Genomic DNA, 22214 nt, shown 5'->3' with positions numbered 1-22214 from the left:
AAGACTTTCCCTAAGGAAAGCCTCATCAAAAGATTCACTTGTATTTTCAAATTAGTACTTGCTGGAAACGCTGAAGTGCTTGATCACGAATGGCTTGATGGTCTTTAAGACTGATTCAAAAAGGATGTAGACCACAACTGAGTTGATGGCCCCCTTGATCAAGTTGAATGGAACGATGATGCCCATAATGTAGCTGGACATGCTTGGAATGTGCAGCATCTTGCCTAGGTAAGTCTGTTCAGTAAAAGTAAGCAGCTGAGCGTAGTTCATGTGCATCCCCGCTGCCTGCGGCACTGAAGTGTAGGCGTAAACCGGAGTAAGCAGGAACTGGTTGGTCAAAGCCATGACCACCGTCAAAGACAAGACTCCTAAAAGCAGGCCCAAGGCTGGCAGCAGGTAGCCCTTCAGGCTCTTTCTGTCCTCTTCCTTGACTGATCCAGCCAGGAAGTAAAATGGCAGGGCAAAGGCCATTGAGGCCAAAAAGGCAGCCAGTTCACCGACCAATGACGGCAGGGCAAAACCGGCAAAGATCAACGACAAAAGGCACTTGATCGCGGCCACGGCCACCCCGCCGCCAATGCCGAAGATAAAGGTAGTGATGACCACGATGACGTCGGAGAAGTCCATCTTCAAAAAGCTGACGCCTGGCATAATCGGGAATTCAAACTTCATCACCACGAAGGCAATAGCCCCGATCATGGCATAAGCGAGCCAGTTGCTGACTGATTTAGCTGTCCGTTTGTTAGCAGCTTCCATATTAACATACCTCCATTAAAAAAGTCCGTTGCCTTGAAGAGCAACAGACCTTTCTTAGTAAGCATGCTTATTATTCCAGCGTCTGCCTTCTTCCATCTAGACTATAACTATCGGTAGCTTTACAGCATTCAACCATTTGCATGGCTCGCGGACTTGCACCGCCGGTCGGGATTTTCACCCTGCCCCGAAGACAACTTGTATTATTTAACTTTACAACTATATTCTAATCCACCTGCTTGAGCCTGTCAACCTCTTTGTGGTTTAATTCCCGGTACTGTCCGGATGTAAGGCCTTGCAAGTCAAGAAAAGCATACCGCTCTCTGGACAATTTGTCAACCAGGTGGTTAACAGCTTTAAACATTTCCTTGACCTGGTGGTAGTGGCCTTCGTGGATGGTCAGCTGGACGATCTGGGTCTGGGCCCGGGGATTGGTCTTCAAAACCTTGACCTGGGCCGGCTTGGTCTTGTAGCGGCCAATCTGGACCCCCTTCTTCAAGGCCCTGATTTCATCTGGCTGCAAAATGCCCTTGATCTTAGCCACGTAGACCTTGTCGACTTCGTTTCTCGGGTGCATGAGCAGGTTGGCCAGTTCCCCGTCGTTGGTCATCAAAAGCAGGCCTGAAGTGTCATAGTCCAAGCGGCCAACTGGGTAGAGCCGGTATGGCAGGTCACTAAAGTAGTCAGCCACGGTCTTGCGGCCCTTGTCGTCCTTCACCGCGGAAATCACGCCGCGCGGCTTATAGAAAAGATAAGTGTGGTGGCTTTCCCTTTCGATCGGCTGGTTGTCAACAACTACTTGTTCAATTGAGCTGACCTTGGTTCCCAGCTTGGTCACTACTTGCCCGTCGACCCTGACCCGGCCGGCCAGGATCATTCTTTCCGCTTCTCTTCTGGAAGCGATACCCGCCTGGGCGATCACTTTTTGCAAACGTTCTTGCGCCATTATAAATCCTCCATCTTTTGCAATGCTTCATCAGCCGTGCCGTTCTCGGCAAACAGGTCTACCTGGCCGTCGGCATCAAAGCTGCTGTCTTCAAAATTCTCAATTACCGGCAGATCCGCCAGGGACTTGTAGCCAAAGTACTGGAGGAAGTAATCGGTCGTCACGTACAGCTTGGGGTGGCCCGGGGCGTCCTTGACTCCCTGGGCTTTGACCAGCCCTCGCCAGACAAGGGTTTGCAGGGCACCAGAGGAATTAACCCCCCGGATTTCGTCGATCTCAATTCTGGTAATTGGCTGCCGGTAGGCTACGATCGCCAGAATTTCCAAGGCTGACTGGCTGATGTTCTTGGTCAGGTCCTTGTTGAAATATGCTTCCACCAGGTCGCTGACCTCCCCGCTGGTCGTCAGCTTGTATTCGTCGTTGATTTCCAAAAGCTGCAGGCCGCTGTCGGGATCGCTGACTAATTTTTCCTGCAGTCTTTTAGCCAGGGGCTCAATTTCCGGGTCTGCTACCTGCAGCAAGTCCCGCAGCTGCTCTTTCTTGATCCCGCTGTCGCCAGCCACATAAAGGAGGGCTTCCAGCTGGGCTATTTTACTCGTCATGCTTGCTTCTTTCTATTTCCAAGTCGCCGAAGCGGCGCTTTTGCCTAACTTTCAAGTACTGGTCCTTGGCCAGTTCCAAAATGGCCAAAAAGAGGCCAACCAAGTCCGCCAGGTTTTCCACCTGGTCAGTCAAGGCAAAAAAGCTGGCCCGGCCATTTTTCGCTAAAACTTCCTTCAGCCAGGCAATCATTTCCTGGATTGGCCGGCCGGTCAAGGTAACCTGGGCATGGTCATTTCTTTTCTTAAAACGGCGCATGGCCAAAATAAAGCTGGCTGTCAAATCCTGCTGGCTGATTTGCCCTAATGGCAGAGGCTGAACCTTGGCTCCTTCAGCCACGCTGGGCTCTTTGGCGGCCAGGACCGGCACTTCATCATTTCTGACCTTAAAGTAGGCTGAAATCTTTTTGAAGACGGAATACTGAACCAATTGCTCAACCAGTTCCTCCCGGGGGTCGGTAAATTCTTCTTCTGTTTCAACGAAGTCGTTTTTCGGCAACAGATACTGGGACTTGATCCTAAGCAAGGTTGCCGCCATTACGAAATATTCCCCTGCCAGCTGCAGGTTCAGCTTCTGCATCTGCTGCAGATAGTCCAGGTACTGCTGGGTAATCCGGGCAATCGGGATGTCATAGATGTCTAATTCCTGCGACCGAATCAGGTGGAGCAAAAGGTCCAGGGGGCCTTCAAAATTCGGCAGCTCAATGGTCATGCCTTCATTCATCATTGTTCAAGTACTTCATTAAATAGGTATATTCCGGGACCGTCATAACTTTCTGCTTGCCAGCTTCCTGGGCCAGTTCCCGCATGATTTTTGAAAAATGCTCATCATCGCGAAAGCCCGGCGCCAGTGACAAATAGCGCAAGACCAGGCAGCCGGCCCCGGCCTCGCAGCCAGCCAGGCCGACGATATTCTGGTCCTCGTCCCGGTAAAGGTAAAGCTGGTGGGCCGGATCTTCAGCATACAGCTGCATTTCTTCCTTCAAATTCTGCAGGTTCTTGAAATCTGGCAGATAGGATAAGAGGCCCATGGCGACTTTTTCATAATCTTTTTTATATGGTACTAGCATATAATCACCTCTAAATCCGGGGATGGGTCTTTTGGTAAACGTCCAGGATATGCTTCTGGGTCAGATTGGTATAGATCTGGGTCGTTGAAATGTCGGTATGGCCCAGGATTTCCTGGACTACCCGCAAATCCGCCCCATGTTCCAGCAAATGGGTCGCGAAGCTGTGGCGGAGGGTGTGCGGGGTCACGTCTTTAGCTATCCCCGCCTGCTGGCAGTACTTCTTGATTTTCTGCCAGACGGCCTGCCGGGTCAATTGCCCGCCCCGGCTGTTCAAGAACAGGCAGTCACTGCTCTTGCCGGCTTTTAGCAGCTGCTGGTCTCTGACGGGCAGGTAGCGCTTGATCCAGTCCAAAGCCAAATCGCTCACCGGAATCAAGCGTTCCTTGCTTCCTTTGCCCAAAACCTTGATCAATTGCAAGTCGGCATGGACGTCGGCCAGTTTTAAGTTAACTGCTTCGCTGACCCGCATCCCCGTCGCGTAAAGCAGTTCCAAAAGTGCCCGGTCCCGCAGGCCCAAATCCGTCGTTACATCTGGCTGCTCTAAAAGCCGGTTTACTTCTGCCTCAGTCAAAGCCAGGGGCATCCGCTTCTCCCGCTTGGGAGCATCGATCTGGCTCATGGGGTCCAGGGCAATCAGCTGCTGGCGGACCAGCCACTGGTAAAAGCGGCGCAAGGTCGACACCAGCCGGCTGATAGAGCTATTGGCCTTGCCCAAGTCCCGCTCTTTAGCCAAAAAAGCATCAATTTCCACGGCTTCCAGCGGCCAGTCTGCCATCTGCTCTTCTTTGACGTAAGCTAAAAATTCCTGCAAATCCTGCTGGTAGGCCGCGATCGTATTTGGGCTGAGTCCCCGTTCAATCTGGCTGTAGCGCAGGTAATCGTCAATCTGTTCAGCGAGCTTATTCATCCGCCTCATCCTTGACCAGCTTGATCGTGCCGGCTTCCTTGTCCTGGCTGACCAGCCCCCGCTTGATCAAGTTGCCTAAGGCCCGCTTGAAGGCTGACTTAGAGATGCCAAAGTAATCCTTAATTGCCTGGGCATCACTCTTGTCACTAAAGGGCAGGGTCTTATCAGCTTTACGGCGCAAAGACATCATGATCATGGCCGCGTCATCGTCAATTTCTTCAAAAGCCCGGGGCAAAACGCTCATGTTTAAGCGGCCGTACTGGCTGACCCCGATCACCCGGGCCTTGACCTCTTCGCCAAGCCGCAGCGGCTGCTGCATTTGGGATTCGTGGATGAAGCCCAAATAGTAGTCATTGGTCAAGACAAAGCAGCCCAGGGACTTGCTGGAGTAAACCCGGGCAAGCAGGTTCTTGTTGACCAGGTTATTTGGGAAGCGGACGGCGATCTGGTCAAAGACATTTTCGTCAGCTGCCTTGGCCCAGATCCGGTCCTTGTCATCAGTTTCCAGCCTTACCAAAAGGCGGTCGTCTTTTTGCGGCCAGCGGGCCGGGTCAAGCGGCAGGTCGTCCAGTGACATAACTATATCCTTATCAGGCAAGCCGATGTCCAAAAAGACCCCCAGGCCCCGCTGAACCCTGGTAACCGTAGCCCAGCCGTATTGGTCAGCCTGAGCAAAGGGCAAGAACTGGGTCATTTCCCGTTCATGTTTTTGATTATCATAAATAAAGCCCGTGATTTCGCCGCCAATTTTGGGCGGATCTTCCTGGGTGATTTCTTCTTTCTTCAATTTGAACGTTAAGCCGTCAATCTGCACGAAATAGGCTTCAGCGTTGCTGTCAGTAATTTTACCGGTCCGGATTTCTCCAAGCATGTTCTGCCTCCAACTTTACATAATTCTAATGCTAGTATACGGGAACAAAGAAAGAAAATAAAGCAAATAGCAATAGTTTTTCTGCCCAGTCGCTGATTTTTTCAATTCACGCATAGTTTTTTCTATTTTAAAGCAAGTTTTGGCCAAGTTCTTTAATTAATCTAGGTAAGCAATAAATAAGGAGGCTTACATGTCTAAGAAAAAACACCTTTACGAAGTTGACCTGATGCGCTGCTTCTTTATGTTTGGCGTCGTGCTCAACCACGTGGCCAGCACATTTGCAGAGGCACTTGGCAACAAGGCGACCCCTGCGGGCCGCTTTCTAGTATCGACCCACTTAATCCTGCACTTTCCTCGCTTCGGCTTTATGTTCATTACCGGCCTGGTTCTCTTTTTAGGCTACTGGGACCGGCCTGAAAAACAGAACTGGCCGACTTTTTGGAAAAAGCGCTATATCGGCAGCGGGATTCCCTACCTCTTCTGGAACGGCCTCTTTTTAGCCTTCCTCTTGCTGACCAATGGCTCTTTCAGCTGGAACAAGTGGCTGACCGACTGGCTGGAAGCTATCAGCAAGGGCAACCAGTTCTACTTCTACTACATCTTCTTGATGTTCCAGCTCTACTTGATCTTCCCACTGGTGCTCAAGCTTTTTGCATTATTTAAAAAGCAGCTCAACCTGCTCCTGGCGCTCAGCGCGGCTCTCCAGCTTTGCCTGGTCATCTGGGCCAAGTACTACTACCCGCAGGTTAATCATGATTCCTGGCCCTACCTGTTCAAGTACTACGGCAACAACATTCTGTTCTACCAGTTCTACTTCATTTTAGGCGGCTGGGCCTGGATCAACTACGAAGCCTTGACCAAGTGGCTTTTGCGGAAAAAGAAGCTGGTCTTCATAACAACCGCGCTTGCCGCGGCCGGAACCCTGGTCCTTTACCAGTTCAACGTCCAGGTCCTGCAGCTCAGCCAGCACTCAGCCAACTTGATTCACCAGCCATACTTAATGATCTACGCGGTCTGCATGATCGCCACCATCTTCACCCTCTGCCTGCTCTATGAAGAGAAAAGAGACCAGTGGCAACAGACCAAACCGGTCTTTGTCAGCTGGGTTGACCGGTCTAGCGCCATTTCCTTTGGCGTTTACCTGGTCCACTCAATTTCAATCACCTTCCTGGCCTGGCTGTTGAGCCTTGTTCAGCTGAACCAGTGGGTCTTGCTGGCCTTATTTCCACTTGGCTACGCGGTCTGCCTGGCCATCTCCTGGCTGATCGCCGACTTTTTATACCTGACTCCGCCATTCGGCCGCTTGATCGGCCGGCCAAACGGCCGCAAGCTGCTGGCACTTTTTAAGAAGGGAGAAATCTCATGACACGCTTAACTGATGACTTGCAAGAAAAAATCGCCCAGAACCAAAACAGGGAAATCCTAATGGACCTCAGCCGGCACTTATGGTTTACCGGCCAGGACATCGAAGATGACGTGGCCTTGTTAAAAGAAGCTTTTAAGGCTGTGAACTTGGCCGCTGGTGACCGGGTCCTGCTCTGCCTAGCCAACAGCCCGGTCTATATTCCCATCAACCAGGCCATGTGGCGGATGGGGATCACCCCCCACCCCGTCTCAGCTTCAACTCCGGCACCGGAAATCCTCCGCCTTTTAAGCGACCTGGACTACCCGGCCCTCTTGCTTGATGCTGAGCTGGCGGCAGAAATCAACTTGCCAGCTTTTGCAAAACAGATCTTGAATTTAAAGACCAAGCCGGATCTTGCCTTCTTTTATAAAACAGACCTGCCAGCCGGCCGGTCTTGCCTGCCGAGCGAAGACTCCCTTGGCTTGATCTTAAACACTTCCGGCACCACCGGCAAGCCTAAGCAGGTTGGCTTGACCCATGCCATGATGAGAAACGCTGCCCAATATGACAAGGACAGCCACCGCTTAACCGCGGACGACACGGTTTTGGTCGTCATGCCCATGTTTCATATGAACGCCCAGATGATTCTGACAACCAGCAGCCTTTTGGCTGGAGGACGAATCGCCATCGCGCCGAAATTCTCGGCCAGCCGCTTCTGGAACTGGGTTGAAGAAGCTGATGCCTCCTGGTCCTCAGTCGTGCCAACCATTGTCACGATTCTGCTCAAGAACGAAAAAGCCCTGGCCGCCTACAAAGAGCATCCGCAAAACCGCCTCCGCTTTATCCGCTGCGCCAGCGCCATGCTGCCTGTTTCCCGGCACAAGCAGTTCATTGAAACTTACCATGTGCCGATCTTGGAAGGCTACGGGATGACCGAATCATGCTCGCAGTGCACTTTAAACCCGCTTGATGCCATCAAGATCGGGTCATCGGGCAAGCCTTATCACACTGACATGGCAATTTTTGCCGATGGCAAATACCACGAATACGGTAAGGAAAACGGAATTAAAGGCGAGATCTGCATCAAAGGCGACCACGTCATTACTCATTACCTGTCCGGCAGCCAAAAGGACTTCCAAAATGGCTGGTTCCATACCGGGGACCTGGGCTACTTTGACCAAGACGGCTACCTTTGGCTGGACGGGCGAATCAAGCACTTGATCAACCGGGGCGGCGAAAAGGTCAGCCCAATCATCGTCGAAAACGTCATCTCTGAACTGCCTTTCGTCAAAGCCGTCGCCGTTGTTCCAACTCCAGATGACCTTTACGGTGAAGCGGTCACTGCCGCTGTCGTTTTAGACCCACGGGCCGGCCTCTCAGCTCAAAAAGCAAGAGAAGAAATTTCCCGCTACTGCCAAAAGAACCTGGCCGCCTACCGCCGCCCAAGCAAAATCTTTTTCGTTGACCAGTTCCCGCTTAACCCAACCGGGAAGATCAAGCGGCCAGAACTTGCCGCGGAACTGACAGAGCTAGAAAGAAAAGGAGCCTAGTTTTTTATGAAAAAGCACAAGCACTTAGCCAGAAAAATTTTCCTCGCCGTCTTGCTGGTCCTCTGGGCCAGCGTGGTCATTTATTCCCAAGTCGGGCTCAACAAGTCTTCTAGCGCGAAATTGACCACGATCAAGATCGGCTACCTGTCCGGTGACGAAATCGCCATTTCCAAAGCCCGGGGGGTCTTGAAGAAAAAGATGAAGAAGCAAGGCTACAATGTGGTCTTCAAGGAATTCTCCTCCGGGGCTGAAGAAGTCCAGGCCCTGGCTTCCGGCTCAATCGACTACGCCCGCTGCGGGGACACTCCGCCGGTTACGGCTCTTGCCGCCGGCAGCAAGCTGGCCTACATCGCCACTGGCGGGACCAAGGCCAAAGGGACCGGCCTTTTGGTCAAAAAGTCATCCGGCATCAAGACGATTGCTGACTTAAAGGGCAAAAAGATTGCCTACACCAAGTCCACGGCTTCTGAATACTTTATCCGGGCCCTTTTGTCCAAGTACGGCTTAAAGACCAGCGATGTTCAGTTGGTCAACCTGGAAACCAGCGCAGCTTCTATTGCCTACTCCAAGGGCAAGGTCAGCGCCATCGTGGCCTGGGACCCAACTACCTCCCAGCTGGAAGCCAGCGGGTCAACCCTTCTTTACACCGGGGAAGACGTTTCTTACAACAACCGCAGCTACATCATGTCAACGCAAAAGTTTGCCAAGAAGAACCAGGCAGTCAGTCAGCTTTTGATCAAGTACCTCAGCCAAGACATGACTTGGGCCAACAAACACCAAGCCAAGCTGACCAAGATCCTGGTCAAGGCCCTGGGGCTTAAGGAATCCGTCGTTAAAAAGATGATCTCCCGCCGATCATACGACTTCGGCGCCGTCACCCAAACGGCTATCAAGGAATCCCAGTCCATGGCTGACACCTTCTACAAGGCCGGCGTCATCAAGACCGACCCGAAGATCAGCAAGTACGTCATCAGCATTAAGTAAGAAAGAGGCCAAACATGCAAAAGAAAGCGGCTTTTAACTGGAAAAAGGACCTGCTCCCCTGGGCCTTGCCCGTCATCATCATCTGCTTCTGGCAGATCAGCGTGCAGCTGAAATGGATCCAGTCAGAATTCCTCCCGGCCCCATCTGCCGTCCTGGCAACCGCGGTCAAGGACTGGCAAAACGGAACCTTGCAAAAGAACATCAGTATCAGCCTCTACCGGGCAAGCATGGGCTTTTTGATCGGGGGCGGAGCCGGTTTTATCTTAGGAATTTGTTCCGGGACTTCAAAAGTCTTCCGGCAGACTTTTGACACCAGCATCCAAATGCTCAGAACCATCCCTAATATGGCTCTTATTCCCCTCATTATCTTGATCATGGGAATCGATGAAGGGTCAAAAATCACCTTGATTTCCTTGGCTTGCCTCTTCCCAATGTACATCAATACCTACCATGGCATCAGCTCAATTGACCCGGACCTTTTGGAAATGGGCCAGGCCTACCAGCTTTCCAAGTGGCAGATGTTCAAAGACGTCATTTTCCCTGGTGCTTTGCCAACCATCTTGATCGGGGTCCGCTACGCCCTAGGGACCATGTGGGTGGCCTTGATCGTAGCCGAAACGGTCTCAGCTGACTCCGGCATCGGCTACATGTCAACCAATGCCCAGCAATACATGGACGTGACCACCATCTACCTCTGCATCGTCTTATATGCCTTGCTGGGGGAACTGTCCAACTTTATCGCCCACAACTTTGAAGTCATCTTGCTTGACTGGCAAAACAGCCGGTCAGCCCAATAGGAGGTTAAAAAATGCCTTTTCTCGAAATCAGCAACCTGCAACAGTCATATGGCGGCAAGGAAATTTTAAAAAACGTCAACTTAGGCATCTCTAAAGGCGAATTTATCGCCCTGGTCGGGATGAGCGGGGGCGGCAAGTCCACCCTCTTGCGCTTGATCGCTGGCCTGGAAGAGCCGACAGGCGGGGAAATCACCATGAATGGGCAAAAGTTGTCCGGCCTTAACCAGCAAGCCCGGGTCATGTTCCAAGATGACCGCCTGCTGCCCTGGAAAACGGTTCTGGGCAACCTGCTCATGACCGGCAATGACCCGGACAAAGCCAAGCGCCTTTTAGCCCGGGTGGGGCTGGAAGAATACGCTGACGCCTACCCGGCTACCCTGTCCGGGGGGCAGAGACAAAGGGCAGCCTTGGCCAGAGCCCTCCTGTCCTCTCCCCAGCTCCTGCTTTTGGATGAACCACTCGGTGCCCTTGATGCCTTGACCAGAAGCAAGATGCAAGAACTTATCCTGCAGGTCTGCAAGGAAGAAGGCATCACCACGGTACTTGTTACCCACGACGTCCGGGAAGCCACCATCATGGCCAACAAAATCTGGGTCATCAAAAACCAAGGCATCGCCGCGGAAATGATCAACGACTTCCGCGACCAAGACGATGACCAGGCCCAGCTGGCCAAGGACAAGATCGTTCACGACACCTTAAAGATCATCTTGGGTGAAGACGACGCGGCGGCTTAAAAGAAATAATCAAGCAAAGAAAAAGAGCTCAATCGTTTGATTGAGCTCTTTTCTTCTGTGGTTGTCAGACTTGCAATCCTAGATTACAGGTTTGAAACTTCACCTTGGTAAATTGCGCCGCGACGAGCGTCAACAGTCAAAGTTGAGCCGTCAGCGATCTTTGAAGTTGCGTCAGCAGCGCCGACAACAACTGGAATGCCAAGTGATACGCCGACAACAGCTGCGTGGCTGGTCAAGCCAGAAGCTTCAACGATCATACCGCTGGCCTTCTTGATAGCTGGCATGTAGTCCTTGTCAGTAGTCTTAGCTACCAGGATGTCACCTTCGTGAACCTTAGCGTTGGCTTCTTCAGCGCTGTTAGCAACAACAGCCTTGCCGATAACTGAGCCAGTGCCTACGCCCAAACCTTGAGCAAGTTGGTTACCGATGATTTGCAGCTTCATCAAGTTAGTAGTACCTGATTGGCCGAATGGTACGCCGGCAACGATGATTACCAGGTCGCCATCCTTAACAAAGCCGTGTTCCTTGGCTACGCGGGCAGCTTCTTCGAACATTTCGTCAGTGTTTGAAGGTTGCTTTGCCAAAACTGGTTCAACGCCCCATACGATACCCAATGAGTGTTGGATCTTTTCGTCGAAGGTCAAGGCAACGATGGTTGCGTCTGGACGGTACTTGGAGATCATACGAGCTGAGTAGCCGGAGCTAGTAGCAGTGATGATAGTCTTAACGCCCAGTTCTTGAGCAGTCCGGACAACTGATTCACCGATAGCTTCAGTAACGTTTGAACCCTTGTATTCTTCAAAGCGTTGCAGAGCCAGAGTGTTCCGGGTGTCCATTTGCTTTTCAGTCCGAACGTCGATGTCGTGCATAGCTTGAACTGCTTGTACTGGGTACAAACCGTTTGCTGATTCACCTGACAGCATAGTTGCGTCAGTACCGTCAAGAACGGCGTTAGCAACGTCAGTTACTTCGGCACGGGTTGGACGTGGGTTTTCTTGCATTGAGTCCAGCATTTGAGTAGCAGTAATAACTGGCTTGCCCAAAGCGTTGCACTTCTTGATCAAAGTCTTTTGTACGAATGGCACGTTGATGAATGGAATTTCAACACCCATGTCACCACGGGCAACCATCAAACCATCTGAAACTTGCAAGATTTCGTCGATGTTGTCGATACCTTCTTGTGATTCAATCTTTGGGAAGATCTTAACGTATGGTGCGTTAGCTTCTTCGCAAAGTGCGCGGATGTCAAGAACGTCTTGAGCCTTACGTACAAATGAAGCAAAGATGAAGTTAATACCGTGCTTCAAACCAAAGCGGATGTCGTCAGTGTCCTTTTCAGTAATCCCTGGGAGGCGGATTTCAACACCTGGAGCGTTAACACCCTTCTTTGAGCCGATGACACCAGTGTTTTGAGCTTCACAAACCAATTCGCGCTTTTCTTCGTCCTTGGCCTTGATAGTCAAGCCAACAGCACCGTCGTCGATCAATACAGTGCCGCCAACGTGAGTGTCGTCAAACAGGCCTGGGTAGGTAACGTGGATCATGTCCTTGTTGCCGGCCTTGCTTGCGTCCATTGAGATACGGATTTCGTCACCAGTGTTGATAGTGAACTTGCCGCCTTCTTGGTCAGTGGTTCTGATTTCGGCACCCTTGGTGTCCAAAGCGATGCCCAAAAGCTTGCCAGTCTTCTTTTCAACTTCACGAACCATGTTCATTCTTGCCAAGTGTTCTTCGTGGTCACCGTGTGAGAAGTTGAAACGGAATACGTTTGCGCCTGCTTCGGCTAACTTGGTAATAGTTTCAATATCGTTTGAAGCTGGTCCTAAAGTACTAACAATCTTCGTTTTTTTCATCTTGAAAAAATCTCCCTAAATCAAAAACTATAAAAACAACTATCTTGATAAATCTGCGTTGAGCTTTAACAAGTCATAGTCACCCTTGTGAGACTCATCAAATAAATCAAGGATGTCGTGTGAAGTAACCTTGCCGTTTTCAATGCCGACAGCCAGGCCGCCCTTGCCTTCCAAAAGAAGGTGAACGGCTTCGCTGCCCAGCTTGGAAGCCAGCACCCGGTCAGAAACAGTTGGCGTGCCGCCCCGCTGCATGTGGCCCAAAACGTTGGCCCGAACGTCGAAGTCACCATACTTCTTCAGTTCAGCCATGAATTGGTCAGCAGTCATCACGCCTTCGGCAACGACTACCAAACCGTGGTCCTTGCCGCTTTCCTGGGCTTGCTTCAAGCGGTTGGCGATTTCTTCAACATCATATGGTCTTTCAGGAATGACAATCGCGTCCGCACCGCAGGCTACGCCGACGCGCATGGCGATGTCACCGCAGTTGCGGCCCATTACGTTAACAATGAAGACCCGGTGGTGACTGGAAGCAGTGTCACGGATCTTGTCGATCGCGTCCATTGCCGTCATGCAAGCCGTGTCATAGCCGATCGTGGCATCCGTGTAAGGGATGTCGTTGTCGATCGTGCCTGGCAGACCAATTGAGTTGAAGCCGTGGCGGGTCAATTGCAAGGCGCCGTGATAGGAACCATCCCCACCGATAACGACGACAGCATCGATGCCATGCTTCTTCAATTGAGCAATACCAGCCAGTTGCCCTTCTTCTTCTGCGAATTCAGGATAACGCGCAGAGTAGAGGAAGGTACCGGAAACATTGATCAAGTGGGCTACGTCTTCACTTTCCAATGGGAAAATGTCGCCCGCAACCAAACCTGCAAAACCGTATCTGATGCCGAAAACTTCCAAACCGTTCGCGATCGCGACTCTGGTTACGGCTCTTACGGCTGCATTCATGCCAGGGGCGTCGCCACCACTAGTCAAAATACCAATCCGTTTCATGAATTCACCTCATCATGATTTAAATTGTGTAATATCTCACATCACATAAATCATAACATTTTTCCCGCATAAAGTCTTGTAAAATCTGGTTTAAATTCGATTTATTTCTCATTTCGACCTGTTAGGGCTTACAAATCCCAGCCTGGCGTTTATTATTTTTTTCACTAGGACAGATTTTTTTCAAAAAAGCAAATTGGTCAAGTCATTTTCAGCGCAAATTGACCTGCTTGAGGCCATAAATTTTAAAGTCCAGGCTCTCTCTTTGGCCTAAAGCTTCTAACTTGAGCAGGTAATAGTCACCCACCTGTAAATTCAACTTTAAATTTGCCAATTCCCCGGCAAAAAGCCAGCATCTGTAGCGGCCGGAAGAATCGGCCAAGATCAAAGTCGCCATCTTCCGCCCCCGCTTGTCTTCCTGGTAGCGGACAGCTAACAGCTTGCCCAGGGCCGTGCCCCTTTCTTTGACCCGGAAGTCGCCCAGGCGCTTGGTCTGATAGTGCTGGTCAAAATAGCGCTCAAGGGCCAGTTCTTTTGGCTTGACCGTGACCGGCTTGACTTCTTCGACTTGCTCGATCTGTTTTAAGTCCAGAAGGCGGAGGTCCCGCAAGATCAGCTGGTAGCCCCGGCCATCCTCCTGGTCTTCTTTTTTGTCAATCTGCAAAAGATAGACCGCGTCTTCTTTCAGCATTTGGGCAAAGCGGCGGTACTGGCTGGTAAAAATCGTCACCTTTTCACTGGTCTGCCCGTCGCTAAAAACAGCGTTGCTGCCTAGTTCGCCAGCCCGCGCCCCCCGCTTGACCCGCCAGTCGTTTTTCTTGACGAATTGGGCAAGGACCTGCCCGGTCTCGTTTAAGGCAAAAGCAGCAAAGGGCTTGGCCCCGTAGCGCTTGGCCAAGGCCTTGCCGGCAATTTCCAAAGGCGTTGCCGTTATCGCAAAGCCCATGGCCCGCTCTTCCATGGCCGCCTTTTCAGCTGCCGTAGGCATCGGCACGTTTTCTTCTTTGGCGGCCAGAAAGTCCTGCAAGACCAAGCTCTTTTGCGACAGACGGGCGGTATTGAGCATGTTGCCGCAGTTGACCAGAAGGCTTGCCCGGTTGGGGCTGATCTGGTCAAAAAGTCCGGCTTCAATCAAGGGAATCAGCTGCCTTTCTTTTAACTCCTTGGCATCCAATTGCCGCAGAAAAGCCGGGAAGCTGGTTACCGGCCGCTTTATCTTTAAGAGCTGGTCCAAAAATGGCGGAGTAATAGCCATGATGTCCTTTAAGCCCAGGTAGATCCGGCCTTCAAACAGGCGGGCTTCTTCCTGGCTCAAGTTGATGTCCGGGCCTAGGACTTCAACGCCGGCCTTTCTGGCCTGGCGGATGATGGCCCCTTTTTCCTTCCCCCGGCTAGCCCGGATTTTTTCCAAATAGAACTCTCTTGGGAAGTGGACGGACAAGAAGGCCTGCCAGTAAGCCAAAAGGGCATAGGCCACGGCGTGGGAGTGGTTGAAGCCGTAGTTGGCAAAGGGCTCGATTAAGGCATAGACCGCTTCGGCTGCTTGCCGGCTGTGCCCTTTTTTCATTGCTCCAGCGATAAACTTGCCCTTTTCTTCAGCCAAAAGGCCAGCCTGCTTTTTGGAAATCGCGTTCCGGAAGACGTCAGCCTCAGCCAGGCTGAAGCCGGCGAAAATCCGGGCTGTCTGCATGACCTGCTCCTGATAGACGAAGACGCCGTAGGTTGGCCCCAGGACTTCTTTTAAGCTGGGATCGGGATACTGAACCGGACTGGTCCCGTTTTTCCGGGCAACATACAAGGGGATGCTGGCGATTGGGCCCGGCCGGTAAAGGGCCACGGCTACGGACAAGTCGTCAAAAGTCCGGGGCTGGATTTTCCGCAAGACCTCCTGCATCCCGCTGGAATTAAACTGGAAGATCTGCTGGGTCTCCCCACGGGCAAAAAGGGCCAAAGTATCCGGATCATCCAGAGGCAGCCGGGTCAAGTCCAGGGGACCGCTGGTCTTTTTGATTTCCGCCAAAACGCCTTCCAAAAGCTCCAGATTGTCCAGGGTCAGAAAGTCGATCTTAAGGAGGCCGTACTTTTCAACATACTTTTTGGTCTGCTCAACCGTCCATAAAGGCGCTTCTTTCCCGGTCATGAGGCCGATCTGCCTGGACAGGGGCTCCTCACTGATCACTAAGCCAGGGGCGTGGGTGCCCGTGTCTTCCGGCAGGCCCTCCAGCCTTTTGGCGGTTTGATAAAGGAGGCGGGTCAAGGGACTGGCGTTAGTTATGCCTTTAAAAGCAGCCTGCTGGCTGGCCTCTTCCAAAGTTTTGGCTGGGCCCATCGCCTGCTTGAGGTGGGCGATAGCCGGCAAGGTCAGGCCAAAGACCTGGCCGGTCCGGTCAAGGACGCTTTTAGCCTTCATGGTCGTCAAGGCCAAAATCCGGGCCACCAGGTCAGACCCTTGGCCAAAGCGGGCTTTAGCACCGTATTTAGCCTGCACGTAGGCAAAGGCCAGCTTCCGCCCGCTCGTGGTAAAGTCCAGGTCAATATCGGGCATATTGGCCCGGGCCGGGTTTAAGAAGCGTTCAAAAAGCAGGTCGTATTTCAAAGGGTCAATTTGGGTGATGCCTAAGGCGTAGGCGACCAAAGAGCCGGCAGCTGACCCCCGGCCAGGGCCGACCAGGGCACCCTTTTTTCTGCAGTAATTGACGATGTCGCCGACGATCAAAAAGTAGTCGGCAAAGCCCATCTGCTTGATGACGGCCAACTCTTTTTGCAAGCGGGCCTGGTAGATCCCCTGCCTAAGCTTTAATTTTTCCAGGCCGGCGAAAGCCAGCTTTTCCAAATACTGGTCTGAAGAAAGGCCTGTTTCTTGCGGAAAGACCGGCAGCTGGGGCTCTTTAAAGGGAATCTTGGCCTGGCAGTTGTCAGCAATCTTGCCGCTGTTTGCCAAGGCTTCTTCCAGGCCCATTTCCCGGCAGGCAGCTGCCAAGGTAGCCGCGGGCCTAAGCCAATGTGACCCCTGCCCTTCCGCCATCAAGGTCAGTTCGTGCTCATCCAGGACCCGTCTTTCCTTGATGGCCTGCAGCACCTTGCAGAGGAACTGGTCGCCCGGGTCTAAGTAGCGGACGTCTTCAACAACCGTTATGGGCAAAGCGGCAGAATCTGCCAGCTTTTTGACATAAGCATCATAAGCAGCCGCGGATTCAGCCGGGTAAACGCCTAAGTATAAGGGCAAGGCTTTTGGCAAAAAGGCCAGGAGCTTTTTAACATATTCCTCCCCGCTATTACCCAATTTATTAAGCTGGCGCAATTCACTGGTCGGCCCGGCAGGCACGATCACGGTTAAATCAGACAAGTCCGGCAGATCGGCTAAGCCAGGGGCTGATCCAGTAAGGTCGCCAGACGCAATGTTCAAAAAGCTGGACAGGCGCATCAAGGACTGGTAGCCCTTTTGACTTTGAGCCAAAAAGACCAGGTCATATTCTGCTTCTTCCAGCTCGATCCCCTTAAAGCGGCCCTGCAGGCCCAAAAGAGGCTTGATCCCTGCTTTTAATGCTTCCTCATAAAAATCAGCCAGACCGTAAGTCACGTTGATGTCCGTCAGTGCTACGGCGCTATAGCCCCGCTCTTTTGCCCCCTTGACCAGGTCAGCTGTTTTCATCGGGCTGGCCAGAATCGTATTGGCTGAAATCGTCTGCAATGCTGCTATGTTCACCTTGCTCGCCCCGCCTTTCACTTTTTCCTTGTTATTTCAATTATAGCAAAGTCGCCTTTTCACCAATTGAATTTGCTCGCCGATTCTGGTAAAATGCAGAGCGAAAGAAGGAAGATACTATGGGACGTTACATTGTTTGCATCGTCTGGGGGATGATTTTTACCTTCATCATCGGCTTCATCGGAGCCCCTCTGACCCAGAGCACGTATAACCCTGTTACCTTGTTGATCGTCGGTGCCGTATTTGGCCTGCTGTTCTCTTTGACTATTCCAAAGATCACAGCCAAGTCATACAAGGACGACTCCGCGTTCAGCAAATAAAACAGATGACCACAGGCTAGCCGAACTGGCTAGCCTTTTTTTGGCTATTTTTTCTATCCGCGGGCAAAAGATGGTATGATTTACCTAGTCTAAATTTATTAAGGAAGTTGACAATGAAAGATAACCTGATCGTTTTTAAAGTAGGGACCTCCTCGCTGACCAGTCCGGCCGGTGACCTGGATCCAGAGAAGATCAAAAGAATTACCCGGCAGCTGGCCCAGCTGCACCAGGCCGGCTACAAGCTGGTCCTGGTAACTTCAGGATCCATCGCGGCGGGCTTCCGCCGGCTCGGCTTTGACAAACGACCCAGGAAGGTTGCCGACAAGCAGGCTGCGGCCGCTGTTGGCCAGGGGCTCTTGATCGAGGAATACACCCGCAGCCTTTTAGTGCAGGGAGTGGTTTCCGCCCAGATTCTCTTAACCCAGGACGACTTCGCTGACCAGCGCCGCTACCAAAATGCCCAGACAGCCTTGAACGTCCTTTTGAACCGGCGGGTCATCCCCATCATCAACGAAAATGACACCATCGCTATCGATGAACTGAAAGTCGGCGATAACGACACCCTTTCAGCGCAAGTTGCCTCTTTGCTGAAGGCTGACCTCCTGGTCCTTTTGACCGACGTGCCTGGTCTTTACAGCGACAACCCCAGAAAGAACCCCGATGCCCGGCCAATCCCGGTCATCGACGAAATTACCCCGCGGATTTTTGCAATGGCCGGCGGGGCCGGGTCCAGCAACGGGACCGGCGGCATGGCCACCAAGATCAAGGCCGCTGACATGGCCACCAAGTCCGGCGTTCCGGTCTTCATTTGTTCGGCAGATTCTACTGCCCTGGTTGACGCCGTTCACCAAAAGAACCAAGGGACCCTTTTTACGGCCAACGAAAATGCCTTTAACCAAAAGAAGCAGTGGCTGGCCTTCTACGCCCCGGCCAAAGCCCGAGTCTACATCGACCACGGGGCCGTTCACGCCATGGCCAGGGAAGGCTCCAGCCTGCTGATTTCCGGGATCAAGCAGATCCAGGGCAATTTTAAGAAAAATGACATCGTGGAAGTCTACAGTTTGAAGAGCAAAAAGCTGATCGGCAAGGGCAAGGCCAGATTCTCCCGGCCAGTCCTGGAAGAAATTCTGGAGCAAAACCACCCCGAAGGCATCTTCATCCACCGCGACGACTGGGTTACTACCCTTTGATTTGAGAAAGGAAAAAGAAAAAATATGACTGAAAGCTCAACTCAGCAACTGATGGACAGCCTGCTGGCAAACAAGGAGGCTGTCAACCTGGCAACTACCGCCGACAAGAACGAGGCTTTGGCCTTGATGGCTGACAGCCTACTGGACCATGAAGCAGACATCCTGGCGGCCAATGAACTTGACCTGGAAAAGGCCAAGGGGCAGATTCCAGACGTCATGCTGGACCGGCTCCGCCTTAACCCAGACCGCCTGGCTGGCATGGCCAGCGGCATCCGGGCCTTGATCGACCTGCCGGACCCAGTCGGCCGCCTTTTAAGCGAGCACACGGCTGACAACGGACTCAAGATTGAAAAAAGATCCGTTCCTTTTGGCTTAATCGGGATGATCTATGAAAGCCGGCCAAACGTCACTTCTGACGTGGCTGCCCTGGCCCTTAAGTCCGGCAATGCCGCCCTTTTGCGGTCCGGCAAGGAAGCCTTCAATTCCGCCAACGCCATCATGCAGGCCTTAAAGGCCGGCCTGGCCAAAAGCAAGATTTCCCCAAAGGTGATTGAACTGGTGCAAGACACCAGCCGGCAGTCTTCCAGCGAAATGATGACTGCCCGGGGCAAGATCGACCTCTTGATCCCGCGCGGGGGCAAGGGCTTGATCAGAGCAGTTGTTGACAACGCCAAGGTGCCGGTAATTGAAACCGGGACCGGGATCTGCCACATCTACGTCAATAAGGCAGCCAATTTAGCCGAGGCAGTCAAGATCACGGCCAATGCCAAGATGAGCCGGCCATCTGTCTGCAACGCCGCTGAAGTCTGCCTGGTTGACCAGGATGTTGCCGCTGACTTCCTGCCGCGTTTAGCCGAAGTTTTTGCCGGCAAGGTTGAGATGCGGGCTGACGAAAGAGCAAAAGAATTTTTGCCAGAAGCTAAAGCAGCTGGCCCAGACGACTTTGACACTGAATTTTTGGACTACATCATGGCCATCAAGGTCGTTGACGGAGTTGAAGAAGCAATTGACCACATCGCCAAGCACTCAACCCACCACAGTGAAGCCATCGTGACTGAAGACCAAGCAGCCGCTGACCGCTTCACGCAAGCCGTCGACTCAGCTGCCGTTTATGTCAACGCTTCAACCCGCTTTACTGACGGGGGCGAATTCGGCCTCGGCTGCGAACTGGGCATTTCGACTCAGAAGATGCACGCCCGCGGGCCAATGGGCTTAAACGAGCTCAACAGCTACAAGTACATTGTCCGCGGCCAGGGACAAGTCAGAGAATAGCAAGGAGAAAAACACATGAAAGTTGGATTTATCGGTTTAGGCAACATGGGGAGCGCGATCGCCAGAGCAGTTGCCAAGTGTGATGACGTCAGCCTGCTTTTGAGCAATCACAACCCGGAAAAAGCCGCCAAGCTGCAGGCGGAAATCGGCGGCCAGCTGCTGGGCAACGCGGCTGTTGCTGCTGAAAGCGACGTGGTCTTTTTAGGCGTTAAGCCATACCAAGTGGCCAGCACCATCAAGGAAATCGGCGAAGGCAGCAATAACGGCAACATCTGGATCTCCATGGCAACCGGGGTCAGCCTGGAAACTTTGACCAAGCTTCTGCCCGGTCACGACCTGGTCAGAATGATGCCTAACACCCCAGTAGCCATTGGCCAGGGTATGACCAGCTACAGCAGCCAGAGCAGCAAGGCCAAAGAAGTCTTCAAAGACTTAATGACTTACTCCGGCAAGGTCGTGGAAATTTCAGAAAATTTGATGGATGCTGCTACGGCAGTGGCGGGCTGCGGCCCGGCCTTCGTCTACCAGTTTATTGAAGCCTTAGGCGACGCTGGCGTGCAAAACGGCCTCTCCCGGTCCCAAGCCATCGAAATGGCCGCCCAGACTGTTTTGGGCTCAGCCCAGATGGTCCTGGAAAGTGGCCAGCACCCGGCCCAGCTCAGAGACGCCGTAACTTCACCAGGCGGCTCAACCATCGCTGGCGTCGTTGAACTGGAAAAAAACGGCTTCCGCTACGCGGCTATCAGCGCAGTTAACGCGGCTCTTAAGCGGAACCAGGAATTAGGCTAAAAAGCAAATTAAGCTGATAAACAAAGAAATACCCACTGAAGATGGAGAATTCTTCAGTGGGTATTTGTTTTTGAGAAGTAGAAATATATTTAGTAAAAGTTTTTAGTAAAAGTCTTGTAGTAGGAAAAAAAAAACTGTGCTTCTGCAAATTATGCTTTAGGAGAGATCACCCCCATTGCTGGCGAAAACTTTTTTGAACCAGTAGAAGGACTTCTTCGGCACCCGCTTCATGTCGCGCAGGTCGTGGTTGCCGCGGTTGACATAAACCGCCCCGTAGCGTTTTTCCATGTCGGCATGGGAGCTTGGAATGTCGATCAAGCCCCAGCCCAGATAGCCCAAGACCTTGGCCCCGTCTTCAAACATGGCCTCTTCCATAGCCTTGATGTGGGACCGGTGGTAGGCGATCCGGTAGTCATCCTGGATCTCCCCTTTGCCATCCCATTCTTCCCGGCAGCCGATCCCGTTTTCGATCGGAAAGACCGGCAAATGGTAGGCATTATAAGTATGGGTGATGATATTGCGGAAACCCAAGGGGTCGATATCCCAGCCAAAATCAGTTTCCGGCAAAAAACGGTTGTGTTCAAAGCCCCAGTTTAGGTAGCGGTTTGGCGCTTCACCCGCGGGGACCTTGTCGCCGTCCAAGGTAGTGGACCGGTAGTAGCTGAAGGACAAGAAGTCGGTATGAATTCCGGCTAACACTTCCGCGTCCCCTGCTTGAAAATCAGCTTGAATCCCGTGATTTTCAATCCAGGCCAGAACTTCAGTAGAGTACTTGCCAGTCGTATAAAGCTTGTTCAAGTTCTCGTTCAAGAACTCATTTGACTTGCGCGCCAGATAAACGTCAATTGGCTTGGACGTTGCCGGATAAACCGGCGTATAGGCAATCATCCCACCAAACTTAATCTCTGGGTACTTGTCATGGGCGTACTTGCTCAAGTGGGCATGAGCCAGCATGGTGTGATGGAAAATCTGGTACATGTCGTCCAGGCTCTTTTCACCATGGTCGTAGCCGGCAATGTTGAAGACTTCATCAGTAAAGTAGAGATTGTGCTCGTTAAAGACGATCCAGTACTTGACCCGGCCGGCAAAGTGGTCCAGCATCTTTTGCCCGTATGAGACAAAGGCGTCAGTCACCTTTCTGGACATAAAGCCGTTTTCTTCTTTGGCCAGCTTGGCTGGCATGTCAAAGTGGTACAGACAGATCATTGGCTCAATGCCCCGCTGGCGCATCCCGTCCACCAGGCGGTCATAGTACGCCAAACCTGCAGGATTGACCTCTCCGTCACCATCTTTGATCACCCGTGACCAGGAAATCTGGATCCGGTACATGTTCATGTTCATTTCCTTAAGCAGGTCCAGGTCTTCGTCATAGCGGTGATATTCATCAATCGCATCATGCCAGTCTGCCGTCTTGTCAGTAGCAGGCCGGAGGTCATAGACCGATAAACTTTTTCCATCAATATTCCAGGCCCCTTCCGTCTGCATGCTTGAGACGGAATTTCCCCAGAAAAAGCCCTTTGGCATCGTACGCG

The 22214-nt window shown here is 52.2% G+C and carries 19 protein-coding genes, 1 pseudogene and 1 riboswitch; of the genes and pseudogenes, 9 read left to right on the top strand and 11 right to left on the bottom strand.

Annotated features, from left to right (window positions below; all coding sequences use genetic code 11):
• Nucleotides 1–51: 51 nt before the first annotated feature.
• The 7 genes from ACYVUU_RS04200 to ACYVUU_RS04170 all read right to left on the bottom strand — a co-directional run bounded on the left by ACYVUU_RS04200 (nucleotide 52) and on the right by ACYVUU_RS04170 (nucleotide 5146).
• Nucleotides 52–756 (bottom strand): ECF transporter S component, encoded by a 705-nt coding sequence (locus ACYVUU_RS04200; protein ID WP_484500040.1) that lies wholly within the window; start codon nucleotides 754–756, stop codon nucleotides 52–54.
• Nucleotides 757–836: 80 nt separating this feature from the next.
• A riboswitch (FMN riboswitch) is annotated at nucleotides 837–952 on the bottom strand.
• 27 nt (nucleotides 953–979) lie between these two features.
• Nucleotides 980–1699 carry a pseudouridine synthase gene (locus tag ACYVUU_RS04195; RefSeq protein WP_439776037.1) on the bottom strand — a complete coding sequence of 240 codons (720 nt, stop codon included), beginning with the start codon at nucleotides 1697–1699 and terminating at the stop codon, nucleotides 980–982.
• Nucleotides 1699–2301 carry an SMC-Scp complex subunit ScpB gene (gene scpB / locus ACYVUU_RS04190; RefSeq protein ID WP_484500039.1) on the bottom strand — a complete coding sequence of 201 codons (603 nt, stop codon included), beginning with the start codon at nucleotides 2299–2301 and terminating at the stop codon, nucleotides 1699–1701. The genes ACYVUU_RS04195 and scpB overlap by 1 nt, the downstream gene beginning before the upstream one ends.
• Nucleotides 2291–3025: a segregation and condensation protein A gene (locus ACYVUU_RS04185; RefSeq protein WP_439776039.1), complete on the bottom strand. Its 735-nt coding sequence runs from the start codon at nucleotides 3023–3025 to the stop codon at nucleotides 2291–2293. The genes scpB and ACYVUU_RS04185 overlap by 11 nt, the downstream gene beginning before the upstream one ends.
• On the bottom strand, nucleotides 3015–3368 hold the full coding sequence (locus ACYVUU_RS04180; RefSeq protein WP_439776040.1) for a reductase: 354 nt from the start codon (nucleotides 3366–3368) through the stop codon (nucleotides 3015–3017). The genes ACYVUU_RS04185 and ACYVUU_RS04180 overlap by 11 nt, the downstream gene beginning before the upstream one ends.
• Nucleotides 3369–3378: 10 nt before the next feature.
• Nucleotides 3379–4275 (bottom strand): site-specific tyrosine recombinase XerD, encoded by an 897-nt coding sequence (gene xerD, locus ACYVUU_RS04175; RefSeq protein WP_484500038.1) that lies wholly within the window; start codon nucleotides 4273–4275, stop codon nucleotides 3379–3381.
• Nucleotides 4268–5146 (bottom strand): CvfB family protein, encoded by an 879-nt coding sequence (locus ACYVUU_RS04170; protein WP_484500037.1) that lies wholly within the window; start codon nucleotides 5144–5146, stop codon nucleotides 4268–4270. Before ACYVUU_RS04170 ends, xerD begins: the two co-directional genes overlap by 8 nt.
• A gap of 190 nt (nucleotides 5147–5336) precedes the next feature.
• Here ACYVUU_RS04170 and ACYVUU_RS04165 point away from each other — a divergent pair, with 190 nt between their 5' ends.
• From ACYVUU_RS04165 to ACYVUU_RS04145, 5 genes and pseudogenes are all read left to right on the top strand, one after another.
• Nucleotides 5337–6512 carry an acyltransferase gene (locus tag ACYVUU_RS04165; RefSeq protein ID WP_484500036.1) on the top strand — a complete coding sequence of 392 codons (1176 nt, stop codon included), beginning with the start codon at nucleotides 5337–5339 and terminating at the stop codon, nucleotides 6510–6512.
• Nucleotides 6509–8041 carry an AMP-binding protein gene (locus ACYVUU_RS04160; RefSeq protein ID WP_484500035.1) on the top strand — a complete coding sequence of 511 codons (1533 nt, stop codon included), beginning with the start codon at nucleotides 6509–6511 and terminating at the stop codon, nucleotides 8039–8041. Before ACYVUU_RS04165 ends, ACYVUU_RS04160 begins: the two co-directional genes overlap by 4 nt.
• 6 nt (nucleotides 8042–8047) lie before the next feature.
• Nucleotides 8048–9025: an aliphatic sulfonate ABC transporter substrate-binding protein gene (locus ACYVUU_RS04155; protein ID WP_484500034.1), complete on the top strand. Its 978-nt coding sequence runs from the start codon at nucleotides 8048–8050 to the stop codon at nucleotides 9023–9025.
• Nucleotides 9026–9039: 14 nt separating this feature from the next.
• On the top strand, nucleotides 9040–9822 hold the full coding sequence (locus ACYVUU_RS04150; RefSeq protein WP_484500033.1) for an ABC transporter permease: 783 nt from the start codon (nucleotides 9040–9042) through the stop codon (nucleotides 9820–9822).
• An 11-nt stretch (nucleotides 9823–9833) separates the two neighbouring features.
• Nucleotides 9834–10296, top strand: a pseudogene (locus ACYVUU_RS04145) (ABC transporter ATP-binding protein); the annotation flags it as partial.
• A 343-nt stretch (nucleotides 10297–10639) separates the two neighbouring features.
• On the opposite strand, the gene pyk reads toward ACYVUU_RS04145, so the two are convergent.
• The 3 genes from pyk to dnaE form a co-directional block, all read right to left on the bottom strand.
• Nucleotides 10640–12409: a pyruvate kinase gene (gene pyk / locus ACYVUU_RS04140; protein WP_439776047.1), complete on the bottom strand. Its 1770-nt coding sequence runs from the start codon at nucleotides 12407–12409 to the stop codon at nucleotides 10640–10642.
• 39 nt (nucleotides 12410–12448) lie between these two features.
• Nucleotides 12449–13408 carry a 6-phosphofructokinase gene (gene pfkA, locus ACYVUU_RS04135; protein ID WP_439776048.1) on the bottom strand — a complete coding sequence of 320 codons (960 nt, stop codon included), beginning with the start codon at nucleotides 13406–13408 and terminating at the stop codon, nucleotides 12449–12451.
• Between the two features lie 208 nt (nucleotides 13409–13616).
• A complete protein-coding gene (dnaE, locus tag ACYVUU_RS04130; RefSeq protein WP_484500032.1) occupies nucleotides 13617–17111 on the bottom strand; it encodes a DNA polymerase III subunit alpha in 3495 nt (1164 codons plus the stop codon).
• Between the two features lie 119 nt (nucleotides 17112–17230).
• Between dnaE and ACYVUU_RS04125 the strand changes: the two genes are divergently transcribed.
• The 4 genes from ACYVUU_RS04125 (at nucleotide 17231) to proC (ending at nucleotide 20682) form a co-directional block, all read left to right on the top strand.
• On the top strand, nucleotides 17231–17431 hold the full coding sequence (locus ACYVUU_RS04125; RefSeq protein ID WP_270448977.1) for a YjzD family protein: 201 nt from the start codon (nucleotides 17231–17233) through the stop codon (nucleotides 17429–17431).
• 113 nt (nucleotides 17432–17544) lie between these two features.
• Nucleotides 17545–18621 carry a glutamate 5-kinase gene (proB, locus tag ACYVUU_RS04120; protein ID WP_484500031.1) on the top strand — a complete coding sequence of 359 codons (1077 nt, stop codon included), beginning with the start codon at nucleotides 17545–17547 and terminating at the stop codon, nucleotides 18619–18621.
• 24 nt (nucleotides 18622–18645) lie between these two features.
• The gene (locus ACYVUU_RS04115) at nucleotides 18646–19893 is read left to right on the top strand and encodes a glutamate-5-semialdehyde dehydrogenase (protein ID WP_484500030.1); all 1248 of its coding nucleotides are present in this window, start codon (nucleotides 18646–18648) and stop codon (nucleotides 19891–19893) included.
• 15 nt (nucleotides 19894–19908) lie between these two features.
• On the top strand, nucleotides 19909–20682 hold the full coding sequence (gene proC, locus ACYVUU_RS04110; RefSeq protein ID WP_484500029.1) for a pyrroline-5-carboxylate reductase: 774 nt from the start codon (nucleotides 19909–19911) through the stop codon (nucleotides 20680–20682).
• Between the two features lie 156 nt (nucleotides 20683–20838).
• Here the strand turns inward: proC and ACYVUU_RS04105 are convergent, their stop codons facing one another.
• The gene (locus ACYVUU_RS04105; RefSeq protein WP_484500884.1) at nucleotides 20839–22206 is read right to left on the bottom strand and encodes a glycoside hydrolase family 1 protein; all 1368 of its coding nucleotides are present in this window, start codon (nucleotides 22204–22206) and stop codon (nucleotides 20839–20841) included.
• Nucleotides 22207–22214 lie beyond the last annotated feature (8 nt).

It is taken from the genome of Lactobacillus sp. WILCCON 0058 (genome assembly GCF_057198005.1).
This window is presented reverse-complemented; position numbering and strand designations above follow the sequence as displayed.

What these genes read in the sequence shown, in the direction of transcription:
- ACYVUU_RS04200 (WP_484500040.1), bottom strand. Translation starts at nt 756, where the DNA reads ATGGAAGCTGCTAACAAACGGACAGCTAAATCAGTCAGCAACTGGCTC.
- ACYVUU_RS04195 (WP_439776037.1), bottom strand. Translation starts at nt 1,699, where the DNA reads ATGGCGCAAGAACGTTTGCAAAAAGTGATCGCCCAGGCGGGTATCGCT.
- scpB (WP_484500039.1), bottom strand. Translation starts at nt 2,301, where the DNA reads ATGACGAGTAAAATAGCCCAGCTGGAAGCCCTCCTTTATGTGGCTGGC.
- ACYVUU_RS04185 (WP_439776039.1), bottom strand. Translation starts at nt 3,025, where the DNA reads ATGATGAATGAAGGCATGACCATTGAGCTGCCGAATTTTGAAGGCCCC.
- ACYVUU_RS04180 (WP_439776040.1), bottom strand. Translation starts at nt 3,368, where the DNA reads ATGCTAGTACCATATAAAAAAGATTATGAAAAAGTCGCCATGGGCCTC.
- xerD (WP_484500038.1), bottom strand. Translation starts at nt 4,275, where the DNA reads ATGAATAAGCTCGCTGAACAGATTGACGATTACCTGCGCTACAGCCAG.
- ACYVUU_RS04170 (WP_484500037.1), bottom strand. Translation starts at nt 5,146, where the DNA reads ATGCTTGGAGAAATCCGGACCGGTAAAATTACTGACAGCAACGCTGAA.
- ACYVUU_RS04165 (WP_484500036.1), top strand. Translation starts at nt 5,337, where the DNA reads ATGTCTAAGAAAAAACACCTTTACGAAGTTGACCTGATGCGCTGCTTC.
- ACYVUU_RS04160 (WP_484500035.1), top strand. Translation starts at nt 6,509, where the DNA reads ATGACACGCTTAACTGATGACTTGCAAGAAAAAATCGCCCAGAACCAA.
- ACYVUU_RS04155 (WP_484500034.1), top strand. Translation starts at nt 8,048, where the DNA reads ATGAAAAAGCACAAGCACTTAGCCAGAAAAATTTTCCTCGCCGTCTTG.
- ACYVUU_RS04150 (WP_484500033.1), top strand. Translation starts at nt 9,040, where the DNA reads ATGCAAAAGAAAGCGGCTTTTAACTGGAAAAAGGACCTGCTCCCCTGG.
- pyk (WP_439776047.1), bottom strand. Translation starts at nt 12,409, where the DNA reads ATGAAAAAAACGAAGATTGTTAGTACTTTAGGACCAGCTTCAAACGAT.
- pfkA (WP_439776048.1), bottom strand. Translation starts at nt 13,408, where the DNA reads ATGAAACGGATTGGTATTTTGACTAGTGGTGGCGACGCCCCTGGCATG.
- ACYVUU_RS04125 (WP_270448977.1), top strand. Translation starts at nt 17,231, where the DNA reads ATGGGACGTTACATTGTTTGCATCGTCTGGGGGATGATTTTTACCTTC.
- proB (WP_484500031.1), top strand. Translation starts at nt 17,545, where the DNA reads ATGAAAGATAACCTGATCGTTTTTAAAGTAGGGACCTCCTCGCTGACC.
- ACYVUU_RS04115 (WP_484500030.1), top strand. Translation starts at nt 18,646, where the DNA reads ATGACTGAAAGCTCAACTCAGCAACTGATGGACAGCCTGCTGGCAAAC.
- proC (WP_484500029.1), top strand. Translation starts at nt 19,909, where the DNA reads ATGAAAGTTGGATTTATCGGTTTAGGCAACATGGGGAGCGCGATCGCC.
- ACYVUU_RS04105 (WP_484500884.1), bottom strand. Translation starts at nt 22,206, where the DNA reads ATGCCAAAGGGCTTTTTCTGGGGAAATTCCGTCTCAAGCATGCAGACG.